Source organism: Xanthomonas sp. LMG 12461, assembly GCF_009192935.1.
GTDB classification, from domain to species: domain Bacteria; phylum Pseudomonadota; class Gammaproteobacteria; order Xanthomonadales; family Xanthomonadaceae; genus Xanthomonas_A; species Xanthomonas_A sontii.
Genome location: NZ_NQYT01000015.1, coordinates 89,457 through 101,504, shown reverse-complemented (window position 1 = coordinate 101,504; position 12,048 = coordinate 89,457). Strand labels below are relative to the sequence as shown.

General features: G+C 68.7%; 13 protein-coding genes. 12 read left to right on the top strand and 1 reads right to left on the bottom strand.

Going from position 1 to position 12,048, the window contains the following annotated elements:
• Positions 1-57: 57 nt before the first annotated feature.
• Genes CEK68_RS04250 through nth form a run of 3 tightly spaced genes read left to right on the top strand, consistent with a single transcriptional unit; the run spans position 58 to position 1,930 of the window.
• Positions 58-840, top strand: coding sequence for an enoyl-CoA hydratase-related protein (locus tag CEK68_RS04250; protein ID WP_026144327.1), 783 nt, complete (start codon positions 58-60; stop codon positions 838-840).
• Between the two features lie 11 nt (positions 841-851).
• Positions 852-1,244: a hypothetical protein gene (locus CEK68_RS04245; protein WP_152238619.1), complete on the top strand. Its 393-nt coding sequence runs from the start codon at positions 852-854 to the stop codon at positions 1,242-1,244.
• On the top strand, positions 1,241-1,930 hold the full coding sequence (gene nth, locus CEK68_RS04240) for an endonuclease III (protein ID WP_152238618.1): 690 nt from the start codon (positions 1,241-1,243) through the stop codon (positions 1,928-1,930). The genes CEK68_RS04245 and nth overlap by 4 nt, the downstream gene beginning before the upstream one ends.
• Before the next feature lie 287 nt (positions 1,931-2,217).
• Here nth and CEK68_RS04235 read toward each other — a convergent pair whose 3' ends face one another.
• On the bottom strand, positions 2,218-3,468 hold the full coding sequence (locus tag CEK68_RS04235) for a porin (RefSeq protein WP_017910158.1): 1,251 nt from the start codon (positions 3,466-3,468) through the stop codon (positions 2,218-2,220).
• A 258-nt stretch (positions 3,469-3,726) separates the two neighbouring features.
• Here CEK68_RS04235 and pstS (CEK68_RS04230) point away from each other — a divergent pair, with 258 nt between their 5' ends.
• The 9 genes from pstS (CEK68_RS04230) (at position 3,727) to CEK68_RS04190 (ending at position 12,044) form a co-directional block, all read left to right on the top strand.
• Positions 3,727-4,740, top strand: a complete 1,014-nt coding sequence (pstS, locus tag CEK68_RS04230) for a phosphate ABC transporter substrate-binding protein PstS (RefSeq protein ID WP_017910159.1) — start codon at positions 3,727-3,729, stop codon at positions 4,738-4,740.
• A 284-nt stretch (positions 4,741-5,024) separates the two neighbouring features.
• Positions 5,025-6,122 (top strand): phosphate ABC transporter substrate-binding protein PstS, encoded by a 1,098-nt coding sequence (pstS, locus tag CEK68_RS04225; protein WP_148828066.1) that lies wholly within the window; start codon positions 5,025-5,027, stop codon positions 6,120-6,122.
• Between the two features lie 213 nt (positions 6,123-6,335).
• On the top strand, positions 6,336-7,310 hold the full coding sequence (pstC, locus tag CEK68_RS04220) for a phosphate ABC transporter permease subunit PstC (protein WP_026143658.1): 975 nt from the start codon (positions 6,336-6,338) through the stop codon (positions 7,308-7,310).
• 1 nt (position 7,311) lies between these two features.
• Positions 7,312-8,178 (top strand): phosphate ABC transporter permease PstA, encoded by an 867-nt coding sequence (pstA, locus tag CEK68_RS04215; RefSeq protein WP_017910162.1) that lies wholly within the window; start codon positions 7,312-7,314, stop codon positions 8,176-8,178.
• A 19-nt stretch (positions 8,179-8,197) separates the two neighbouring features.
• Positions 8,198-9,025: a phosphate ABC transporter ATP-binding protein PstB gene (gene pstB / locus CEK68_RS04210; RefSeq protein WP_010343978.1), complete on the top strand. Its 828-nt coding sequence runs from the start codon at positions 8,198-8,200 to the stop codon at positions 9,023-9,025.
• Positions 9,026-9,155: 130 nt separating this feature from the next.
• A complete protein-coding gene (phoU, locus tag CEK68_RS04205; protein ID WP_017914020.1) occupies positions 9,156-9,866 on the top strand; it encodes a phosphate signaling complex protein PhoU in 711 nt (236 codons plus the stop codon).
• Between the two features lie 180 nt (positions 9,867-10,046).
• Complete coding sequence (locus CEK68_RS04200; protein WP_148828065.1) at positions 10,047-10,448, top strand: hypothetical protein; 402 nt, start codon at positions 10,047-10,049, stop codon at positions 10,446-10,448.
• Positions 10,435-11,301: a DUF692 domain-containing protein gene (locus CEK68_RS04195; RefSeq protein WP_148828064.1), complete on the top strand. Its 867-nt coding sequence runs from the start codon at positions 10,435-10,437 to the stop codon at positions 11,299-11,301. Before CEK68_RS04200 ends, CEK68_RS04195 begins: the two co-directional genes overlap by 14 nt.
• Positions 11,298-12,044: a putative DNA-binding domain-containing protein gene (locus CEK68_RS04190; protein WP_152236397.1), complete on the top strand. Its 747-nt coding sequence runs from the start codon at positions 11,298-11,300 to the stop codon at positions 12,042-12,044. Before CEK68_RS04195 ends, CEK68_RS04190 begins: the two co-directional genes overlap by 4 nt.
• Positions 12,045-12,048: the final 4 nt, after the last annotated feature.

The following is a 12,048-nucleotide window of genomic DNA, read 5'->3' as shown; positions in this document are numbered from 1 at the left end:
GACTGGTGCGGCCCGTACAGAGTTCCCATTACCTTTTTTTAACAACCAGGAATGCACATGTCCGGCACGCCGGTCCTCGCCGATACCCAGGGTGCGATCCGCATCCTCACCGTGAATCGAGCCGACAAGCTCAACGCCTTGAATCGCCAGGTTTTGCAGGCGCTGGATGCGGCCTTCGCCGCGGCCGCGGACGACCCGCAGATCCGCGTGGTGGTGCTGACCGGCGCCGGCGAGAAAGCCTTCGTGGCCGGCGCCGACATCGCCGAGATGAACGAACTGACACCGGTGCAGGGCCGCGATTTCTCGCAACTGGGCCAGCGCCTGATGCGCCGGATCGAGCGCATGCCCAAGCCGGTGCTGGCGATGGTCAACGGTTTCGCCCTCGGCGGCGGGCTGGAACTGGCGATGGCCTGCCACCTGCGCGTGGCCGCCGAAGGCGCGCGCCTGGGCCAGCCGGAGATCAATCTCGGGCTGATTCCCGGCTTCGGCGGCACCCAGCGCCTGCTGCGGCTGGTCGGCCGCGCCGCGGCGCTGGAACTGTGCCTGCTCGGCGCGCCGATCGACGCGGCGCGCGCACTGCAATTGGGCCTGGTCAATCGCGTGGTCGCCGCCGGCGAACTGCAGGCGACCACGCTGCAGTTGGCGCAGCAACTGGCCGATGCCGCGCCACTGGCGCTGCGCGGCATCCTCGACGCGATCCAGATCGGCGGTGAAAGCGCGATCGAACAGGGGCTGGAATACGAGACCGCGCAGTTCGGCCTGCTGTTCTCCAGCGAGGACATGCGCGAAGGCACCCGCGCCTTCCTGGAGCGGCGCCCGCCGCAGTTCCGCAACCGCTGAGCCCGCACACGATGTCGCACGCCCCCGCTCCCGCCACGCCGCTGCAGTTGCTGCGCTGGATCCTGGACGACGATCTGGATGCCGCGATCGACGGCGGCCTGATGGACTACCGCGGCACCGATCCGGAGGACGATCGCCTGGATCCGGCGCATCCGCAGTTGCGCGCGCAGGTGCTGGCCGCGCAGCAGCGCCTGCGCGATGCGTGGGACGCACGTGCGCGCTACCGGGCGCGCAGCGCGCGACTGGAGCGACGTGTCCATGCGCGCCAGGCGCGACGTGCGGCAGCGACACCGATCGCCTCGACGTCGACCACGGCCACACCGAGCGCGCCGGCCCTGCCGGCGGCCGCCGCGGCGATCCTGGCCCGCGCCAAGGCCAAGGCCGCGCAGCGAGGCGGCCAATGAGCGCGACCACGAGCACGGGCGCAAGCACGCCTGCACGGCGCGGACGCCTGCTGAGCAAGGACGAGATCCACGAGCTGTTCTCGCGCCTGTCCGAACTCAACCCCAGCCCGACCACCGAGCTGGAATACGACAGCCCGTTCGAACTGCTGATCGCGGTGATCCTCTCGGCGCAGGCCACCGACGTCGGCGTCAACAAGGCCACGCGGCGCCTGTATCCGGTGGCGAACACGCCGGCCGCGATCCTGGCGCTGGGCGAGGACGGCCTGAAGCGCTACATCTCCACCATCGGCCTGTTCAACGCCAAGGCCAAGAACGTCATCGCCACCTGCCGCATCCTGGTCGAGCAGCACGGCGGCGAGGTGCCGCGCTCGCGCGCTGCGCTGGAAGCGCTGCCCGGGGTCGGCCGCAAGACCGCCAACGTGGTGCTCAACACCGCCTTCGGCGAACCGACCATGGCGGTGGACACGCACATCTTCCGCGTCGCCAACCGCACCGGGCTGGCCCCGGGCAAGGACGTGCGCGCAGTCGAAGATTCGCTGCTCAAGCGCGTGCCGCCGCAGTTCCTGCACGACGCGCACCACTGGCTGATCCTGCACGGCCGCTACGTGTGCAAGGCGCGCAAGCCCGACTGTCCGCAGTGCGCGATCCGCGACCTGTGCCGGTACAGGGACAAGACGCCGGGTTGAGCGGCGTGCCGCGGCGCTGGCCGGTACAGCGCCGGGGATGTCGGCTTGGGCAACTTGCGCGGCGCATGTCGTCCGCCGCTGCGCCCGTCGCGGTTGAAACCGCTTCTACAGTTCTCCACGAGAGGCCACCTGGCCGCTGTAGCAGCGACTATCGTCCACGGTCGTCGACGCGAACCGTGAAAGGCGCCCCGGCCCGCGCCCCATCGCGCGCCTCGGCGATCGCGCCGCAAAAAAGAAAGGCGGCGCAATGCGCCGCCTTTCGTCCCACGTGCGGGAATCTCCGCGAATCAGAACGACAGGTCGCCCCAGACGCCGAATTCCTTGGTTTCCACGTCGGTCTTCTTGCTGGCGTTGTCCTGGTGCGTGTACTTGTACACGGTGGCCAGCTTCAGGTTCTTCAGCACCGGGAACTCGACGCCGACGTTCCAGTACTTGTCGGCCAGGGTCGGGTCGATGGTCTTGCTCAGGTCGGTCTTGTCGTAGCGGGCGAAGGCGTTGATGCCGCCGTCGGTCAGCGCCACGCTGCCCCACACCGACCAGCCACTGGACTTGTCGGTGGCCGGGGTCAGCACGTTGTTGAGGTTCTTGGCCTGGAAGTACTCGCCGCCCAGACGGAAGTTGGAATCGGCGTAGGCGACCATCGCGTCGGCGCGGGTGTAGTCGTGCTGCGCGTCGAGGATGTCGGTTTCCTTGCCCAGCTTGCCCGAGTAGGCGCCGACGGCGATGGCCAGGTTCTGCATCGGCATGTAGGCGACGCGGCCTTCCACGTCCATGCCCTTGCCGCGGGTCGGGTTCTTGTAGCCGGCGCCGTTGACCACCGACATCGCGTAGTTGACCTGCGAGCCCAGGTCGCCGAAGGCGTGCAGGCCCCAGTCGGAGGAGTTGGCGTACTTCAGGCGGTCGGTCAGGGTGTTCTCGACGTAGCGGTAGCCGTAGAACTTCTCGACGAACGGCACCCACGGCATGTCGGCGGCACCGATGCGCAGGGCGAAGGCGTCGTCGAACTTGCCCTGCACGTAGGCCTTCTTCACGAACAGCTGGGTGTTGGACAGCGCCGAGCTGTACTGGAAGTCGGTGGTCAGGTTGGCCGACCAGATCTCGTTGAAGCTGTGGTCGACGGTCAGGTAGAAGCGCTTGACGTCCAGACCGGTGCCGCTGGCGGCGGTCTTGGCGCCGCCGCTGGTGCGGTCGATGTTGGTCAGGTCGAAGAACATGCGGCCGCCGATCTTGTTGTCGTTGACCAGCTTGGCGAGCTTGTCGACCTTGGCGGCGCTGGCCTGCGCCGTTTCGGTCGCCTGGGCCTGCACGACATTCACTTCCGACTGCGCGTCGGACTGCGCCTGCAGGGCTTCCGACTGCGCCTGCAGCTGCTGGACCTGGGTCTGCAGCGCTTCGATCTGGGCCTGCAGCTGCTGCAGCTGGGCAGCGCTGACGGCGGGCGGGTTGCTGCTGGCCTTGGCCTTCGCCGCGAACGCCTGCGGCGCCGACGCGAGGCCGAGGCTGGCGAGGATCGCCGTGGCGAGAAGATGGGAACGCATTAGAATCTCTCCGATGGGTGGTGGCAGGGTGGTATGGGTGCGGTGCGGCCCCAGTGCGATGGCCCGACCATTTGTAAAGATTCCGTCAAAGACATGACGGTTTTGAGTCAGCTTCGTTTCGAAACGAAGGCAGCCCCGTCCGGAAAGGCTGTCACCGGACTGACATCTGATTTTCTTCAGACGTTCATGAAAAAGTCTTGGAATGCAGCCGATGCCGGCCGGGGTGCCGGCATTCCACCTATTTCAGGAGTTCTCCCGATGCGTTCCCTCAAGCTCCGACTGCTGGCAGCCGCCGCGGTCGCTACGTTTTCGCTCGCGGCGCAAGCCACCGATGTCACTGGCGCAGGCTCCAGCTTCGTCTACCCGGTGCTGTCGAAGTGGTCGGCTGCCTATGCTGAGAAAAGCGGCAACCGCGTCAACTACCAGTCGATCGGTTCCGGCGGCGGCATCGCGCAGATCCAGGCGGCCACGGTCGATTTCGGCGCCTCCGACAAGCCGCTGAGCGGCGCGGATCTGGAAAAGTTCGGCCTGGGCCAGTTCCCGGTCGTGATCGGCGGCATCGTGCCGGTGTTCAACGTGGCGGGCGTGGCCCCGGGTGCGATGAAGCTCGACGGCACCGTGCTGGCCAACATCTTCCTCGGCAAGATCACCAAGTGGAACGACCCGGCGATCGCCGCGCTGAACCCGGGTCTGACCCTGCCCGACCTGAAGATCACCATCGTGCACCGCTCCGACGGTTCGGGCACCAGCTTCAACTTCACCAACTACCTGTCCAAGGTCAGCCCGGAGTGGAAGAGCAAGGTCGGTGAAGGCACCGCCGTGCAGTGGCCGGCCGGCATCGGCGGCAAGGGCAACGAGGGCGTGGCCGCCTACGTCAAGCAGATCCGCGGCGGCATCGGCTATGTCGAGTACGCCTACGCGCTGCAGAACAAGCTCAGCTACGCCGGCATGAAGAACGCCGCCGGCCGTTTCGTGATGCCGGACGACAAGACCTTCTCCGCTGCCGCCGCCACCGCGGACTGGAAGTCGGCCAAGGACTTCAACCTGATCATGACCAACGCGCCGGGCCAGGACGCGTGGCCGATCACCGCCACCACCTGGGCCATCATGTACAAGAAGGCCAAGAAGCCGGCGTCGTCGAAGGCCGCGCTGGACTTCTTCAAGTGGTCGTTCGAGCAGGGCCAGCCGCAGGCCAAGGCGCTGGACTACGTGCCGCTGCCGGAGCCGCTGGTCAAGCAGATCGAAGCCTACTGGGCGCAGAACATGAAGTAAGCCGGCGTCTCGCCCGTCCGGCGCTCGCGCGCCGGCACGGCGATGTCCCGAAGGCGCGGACCGCAGGGTCCGCGTCTTTTTTTGTCCCCGCTGGCGGAGCCGTGCGCAGGCCCAGCGGGGGCACGCCGCCCTGCCCTGCCACGGTTCCGGAAGGCGGCGCGAGCGCCGCATCCGGTGATGGCGTCCGCCAACCAGTCCGCAAGTCATCTCGCTGTAACAAAAATATCATTTCATAGCGAGCATCCGCCGGATGTCCCGGCGCTCTTCGCTACGGAGTGACCCCCATGAAACTGCAGCCGGCGCGCATTGCCGTCCTGTCCCTCGCCCTGGCCTTCGCCGTCACCGCCTGCCAGCCCGGCAACGGCGACAAGCAGGGCGCCGCCGATGCGGCAGGTGGGACGCCCGCTGCCGCGCCGGCCGCCGGCGCCAAGACCGCGGCGGAGATTTCCGGCGCCGGTGCCTCCTTCATCTACCCGCTGATCTCCAAGTGGTCGGCCGACTACAACGCGGCCACCGGCAACAAGATCAACTACCAGTCGATCGGTTCCGGCGGCGGCATCGCCCAGATCAAGGCCGGCACGGTCGATTTCGGCTCTTCCGACAAGCCGCTGGACAGCGCCGAGCTGGCCGCGGCCGGTCTCGGCCAGTTCCCCTCGGCGATTGGGGGGGTGGTGCCGGTGGTCAACCTGGACGGCATGGACGCGGGCAAGCTGCGGCTGACCGGCCCGGTGCTGGCGGACATCTTCCTGGGCAAGATCAGCAAGTGGAACGACCCGGCGCTGACCGCGCTGAACCCGGGCGTGACCCTGCCCGACACCAAGATCAACCTGGTGCACCGCTCCGACGGCTCGGGCACCAGCTTCAACTTCACCAACTACCTGTCCAAGGTCAGCCCGGAGTGGAAGGGCAAGGTCGGCGAAGGCACCTCGGTGCAGTGGCCGGGCGGCGTCGGCGGCAAGGGCAACGAAGGCGTGGCCTCGTACGTGCAGCAGATCAAGGGCTCGATCGGCTACGTCGAACTGGCCTACGCGCTGCAGAACAAGATGCCGTACGCGTCGATGCAGAACGCCGCCGGCAACTGGGTGCAGCCCAATGCCGAGAGCTTCGCCGCGGCCGCCGCGTCGGCCGACTGGGCCAACGCCAAGGACTTCAACCTGGTCATCACCAACGCCTCGGGCGCGCAGGCGTGGCCGATCACCGCCACCAACTTCATGCTGATGCACAAGCAGGCCAAGGACCCGGCGCGCAGCAAGGCGACCCTGGACTTCTTCAAGTGGGCCTTCGAGAAGGGCCAGCCGCAGGCCGACGCCCTGCACTACGTGCCGCTGCCGCCGGAACTGGTGCAGCAGATCGAGTCCTACTGGAGCAAGGAATTCAAGTAAGCGCCACCGCGGTGCGCACTGCGCGCAGCGCGGCGGCAACCGGCGACCGGCGGTGCAGTCCAGGCGCCGCCGGTCGCCGTCTCGGCAACTTGTGATCCGGACTTTCGGGTTCCCGCCTGTGCGGGAGCGATGCAACCACCCACCGCGCGCGGTCATCCCCGCCGCGGCCACGATCGGAGCGCGCAGGCGCGTGCTCCGGCGACGACCGAGCCCATGAACAGCACTGTCCTTCCCGAAGCGATGTCGGCGCCACGCGGACGCGACCTGCGTGACGCCCGCGCCGACCGATTGTTCCGCTGGATCCTCACCGCCACCGTCGTTTTGGTACTCGTCGCCCTGGGCAGCGCTGCGCTGTCGATGCTGTGGGGCGGCCGTCATGCCCTGCAGCTGCAGGGCATGAGCTTCTTCTACTCCAGCGAGTGGAACCCGGTCGAGAACAAGTACGGCGCACTGGCGCCGATCTACGGCACCCTGGTGACTGCGTTGATCGCGATGCTGATCGCGGTGCCGGTGAGCTTCGGCATCGCCTTCTTCCTGACCGAAGTGGCGCCACGCTGGCTACGCGGCCCGGTCGGGACCGCGATCGAACTGCTGGCCGGCATCCCGTCGATCATCTACGGCATGTGGGGCCTGTTCGTGCTGATCCCGATCATGTCCGAGTACGTCACACCCTGGCTCAACGACCACCTCGGCACGTTGCCGGTGATCGGCCCGATCTTCCAGGGCCCCCCGATCGGCATCGGCCTGCTCACCGCCGGCTTCGTGCTGGCGATCATGGTGATTCCCTTCATCTCTTCGGTGATGCGCGAAGTGTTCCTGACCGTGCCGACCCGTCTCAAGGAGTCGGCCTACGCGCTCGGCTCCACGCGCTGGGAGGTGAGCTGGGACATCGTGCTGCCCTACACCCGCTCGGCGGTGATCGGCGGCATCTTCCTGGGCCTGGGCCGCGCGCTCGGCGAGACCATGGCGGTGGCCTTCGTGGTCGGCAACACGGTGCGCCTGTCGCCCTCGCTGCTGGAGCCGGGCACCACCATCGCCGCGCTGATCGCCAACGACTTCGGCGAAGCCACCGGCGATTACCGCTCGGCACTGCTGCTGCTGGGCTTCGTCCTGTTCCTGGTGACCTTCGTCGTGCTGGCGATCGCCCGCCTGATGCTGGCGCAACTGTCGCGCAAGGAGGGCAACTGAGATGGCCGCCGACATCGCACACCGCCTGTACAACCGCCGCCGCGTGGTCAACTTCGTGGCGCTCACCCTGTCCTGCCTGACCGCGCTGTTCGGGCTGGTGTTCCTGGCCTGGATCCTGTGGACCCTGCTGGCCAAGGGCATCTCCGGCATCAACCTGGACCTGTTCACGCGCATGACCCCGCCGCCCGGCGAGGACGGCGGCCTGGCCAACGCGTTCTTCGGCAGCGCGGTGATGTGCGGCCTGGCGCTGCTGATCGGCACGCCGCTGGGCGTGGCCGCCGGCACCTGGCTGGCCGAGTACGGCAACGCGCGCAAGACCGGTCAGGTGGTGCGCTTCGTCAACGACATCCTGCTGTCGGCGCCGTCGATCGTGCTCGGCCTGTTCGTCTACACCCTGTACGTGATGCAGACCGGCGGCAATTTCTCGGCGCTGGCCGGCGCGCTGTCGCTGGCCTTCATCGTGCTGCCGGTGGTGGTCCGCACCACCGACGAGATGCTGCGGCTGGTGCCGGCGCAGATGCGCGAGGCCGCGCTGTCGCTGGGCATCCCGCAATGGAAGGTGACCATCCAGGTGCTGTACCGCAGCGCCTCGGCCGGCATCGTCACCGGCGTGATGCTGGCGCTGGCGCGCATCAGCGGCGAGACCGCACCGCTGCTGTTCACCTCCTTCGGCAACCTGTACTGGAACAACAACATCCTCAAGCCGATGGCCAGCGTGCCGGTGGTGATGAACAACTTCGCCGGCAGCCCCTACCCGACCTGGCAGCAACTGGCCTGGTCCGGCGCGCTGGTGCTCACCGTCTTCGTCCTGCTGGTCAGCCTCGGCGCGCGCGCCCTGCTGGTGCGCAACAAGATCTCCAACGATTGATTCCCCTATGGACCCGGCCATGAACGATCACCACAACGCCGCCCCGATGCACCGCATCGCCATGCCCAACGGGCACACCGCGCTGGCGCCGTCGCCGGTCAAGATCGCCGCGCGCGGCTTGGACTTCTACTACGACAAGTACCACGCGCTGAAGGGCATCAACCTGGAAGTGCCGGAGAAGCGCGTCACCGCACTGATCGGCCCCTCCGGCTGCGGCAAGTCCACCCTGCTGCGCATCTTCAACCGGATCTATGCGCTGTACCCGAAGCTGGAAGCGCGCGGCGAGGTGCTGCTGGACGGCGAGAACATCCTCTCGCCGAAGTACCCGATGAACCGGCTGCGCAGCAAGGTCGGCATGGTGTTCCAGAAGCCGGTGCCGTTCCCGATGACCATCTTCGAGAACGTCGCCTACGGCATCCGCCACCACGAGAAGCTGTCCAAGGCCGACATGGCCGACCGCGTCGAGCAGGCGCTGCGCCAGGGCGCGCTGTGGGACGAGGTCAAGGACAAGCTCGGGCAGAGCGCGCTGGGCCTGTCCGGCGGCCAGCAGCAGCGCCTGTGCATCGCCCGCGCGGTGGCGCTGCGTCCGGACGTGCTGCTGCTCGACGAGCCGACCTCGGCGCTGGACCCGATCTCGACCAGCCGCATCGAGCAGCTGGTGGAAGAGCTGAAGAACGACTACACCATCGTCATCGTCACCCACAACATGCAACAGGCCGCGCGCGTGTCCGACTACACCGCCTTCATGTACCTGGGCGACCTGATCGAGCACGACCGCACCGAAATCATCTTCTCGCAGCCGAACAAGCAGCAGACCGAAGACTACATCACCGGCCGTTTCGGCTGAGCCGCTGCAGCCGCCGCTGCCTCGTCGGAGCGGCCGCGCCCGCCGCCCCACGGGCGGGCGCCCGGCGACGCCAGCACCGCACCGCCAGGCATGGCCGCGGCGACACCAACGCACCTATTGGACCTACGACATGAACACTCAGCCCAACGAGCACATCGTGAAGAGCTACGACGAAGAACAGCATCGCCTCGCCGCCGAGATCGTGCGCATGGGCGAAACCGCGGTGGCGCAGTTGGAAGCGGCGCTGGACGTGGTCGAACGCCGCGACGACAACGCCGCGCTGCGCATCGTCGTCAACGACGAAGCGATCGACGCGCTCGAGCACTCCATCAGCCACGACGTCATGCGCCTGGCGCTGCGCGGACCGATGGCGCGCGACCTGCGCGAGATCCTGGCCGGCCTGCGCATTCCCGCCGACGTCGAACGCATCGGCGACTACGCCGCCAACGTCGCCAAGCGCTCGATCGCGCTGAACATGTCCCCGCCGATGCCGCAGACCCTGGGCCTGCGCCAGCTCGGCAAGCTCGCCGCCGAACAGGTGCGCGCGGCGCTGGCCGCCTACCAGAACAACGACGCCGACGCCGCGCTGCTGGTGCGCCAGGGCGACGCGCAGCTCGATGCGCAGTACACCGCGCTGTTCCGCGAGCTGCTGACCTACATGATGGAAGACCCGCGCAACATCACCCCGTGCACGCATCTGCTGTTCATGGCCAAGAACCTGGAGCGGATCGGCGACCACGCCACCAACATCGCCGAGAACGTGTGGTTCCTGGTGCACGGCGACGAGCCGCTGCCGCCGCGCGACAAGCGCGACGAGACCAGCTCCACCAGCGGCATCTGATCCCCGGCGTGCGGACCGGCCATGCGCCGTTCCGCCGCCGCTGGCGTCCCCGGGCTCCGTGCGCAACGGAGCCTTTTTTGTCGCCACGCACCGCCGCATGCAACGCGGTGCGGCAGCGGGTAGGCTTGGCGCACTGCCGGACATCCCGACCGGCACCCGTCCATCGCCAGGAGCCTGCGCATGTCCACGTCGTCCCGTCCGTCCTCTGCCCTCGCCGGTGCGGTCCTGCTTGGCGGGATCGGCCTGTCCGCCTCCGCGCTGGCCATGACCGACCTCGCCCAGGGCTATGCGCTGGGCGCGCAGGCTGCCGTCACCCCGCCGCAAAACACCGAGGCGACCACGCCTGCAACGCCGACGCCCGCGCCGCCGGCGCAGGCCAAGCAGGCCGCCGATCCGGCCAAGGCCAGCGAAGGCGGCTGCGGTGCCAAGGCCGGCGACGGCAGCTGCGGTGCGCACGCCCCGGCGGCGCCACCGGCCAAGCCCGCGGCGGCCGGGAGCGCCGCCACGCCCCAGGCCAAGCACGACGACAAGGCCATGGCCGAAGGCAAGTGCGGCGAGGGCAAATGCGGTGGCAGCCTCTGAACCACCCCGGTACGACGCCCGGCCGCTGGCCGCGGCCAGCGCCGGTCTCGGGCTGCGCCGCGGCCTGCTGCAGGACCTGCTGCAGGCGCCGGCGGATGCGTTCGACTTCCTCGAATGCGCACCGGACAACTGGATCGGCGTCGGCGGCCGCCCCGGGGAACTGCTGCAGACGCTGAGCGCGCGGCATCCGCTCAGCTGCCACGGCCTGTCGCTGTCGCTGGGCGGTGTGGCGGCGCTGGACACCACCCTGCTGCAGCAGACCCGGCAGTTCCTCGACCGGCACCGGGTCGCGCTGTACAGCGAACACCTCAGCTACAGCGCCGACGACGGCCACCTCTACGAACTGCTGCCGCTGCCGTTCACCGACGAGGCGGTGCGCCACGTCGGCGCGCGCATCGCCCAGGTGCAGGACGCGCTGGGCCGGCGCATCGCAGTGGAAAACGTCTCCTACTACGCCGCACCTAGCCAGACGATGAGCGAAGCCGCCTTCGTGACCGCAGTGCTGGCCGAGGCCGACTGCGACCTGCTGCTGGACGTCAACAACGTGCACGTCAACGCCAGCAACCACGGCGACGACGCGCTGGCCTTCCTCGCCGCTCTGCCCAGCGCACGCATCGCCTCGTACCACGTCGCCGGCCACCGCGACGACCAAGCCAGCGGGCTGAAGATCGACACCCACGCCGCGCCGGTGGCCGACCCGGTGTGGACCCTGCTCGCCGCCGCCTACCGCCTGCACGGCGTGCGTCCCACCGTGCTTGAGCGCGACGGCCAGTTCCCGCCGCTGGGCGAGCTGCTCGACGAAGTGCAGTGCATTCGCGCCGCGCAGGCGCATGCGCAGTCGCCCGACGCATGAGCGATACCCTGCGCGCGCAGCAATTCGCGCTGACCCGGCACCTGCGCGATCCGCAGCGCTACCCGGCGCCGGCCGATATCCCGCCGCAGCGCCTGGCGGTGTACCGCGCCCTGTTCTTCGACAATCTGGCGCAGCTGCTGAGCGGCCAGTTCCCGGTGCTGCGCGCCACCCTCGGCGATGCCGACTGGACGGCGCTGCTGCGCGCGTTCTGCGCCGAACACCGCGCTCGCACGCCACTGTTCCCGCGCCTGGGCGAGGAACTGGTGGCGTTCCTGGCGCAGCGCGCGCCCGATCCGCAACGCCCCTGGATGGCCGAACTGGCTCACTACGAAACCGTGGAACTGCAGGTGCAGATCGACGATGCGGCGCTGCCGCCGCACGATCCGCGCGGCGACCTGCTCGACGGCATCCCGCTGCTGTCGCCGTGGCTACGCCTGTTGCGCTACCGCTGGCCGGTGCAGCGCATCGGCCCGGCCTGGCAGCCGGACACGGCGCCGGCGCAGCCGACCTGTCTGCTGGCGCGGCGCGAGGCCGACGGCCAGGTGCGCTTCGCCGAACTGGCGCCGCTGGCCTATGCCGTGCTGGCGGCGCTGCAGTCCGGCACGCGCAGCGGACGCGCACTGCTGCTGGATCTGGCCGCCGCGCACGGCCTTGCGCCTGCTGCCCTGCTGGACGAGGGCGCGGCCCTGCTGGAACGGCTGCGCGCGCAGGGCAGCGTGCTCGGCACACGTTTGCCCGAGTGACGCC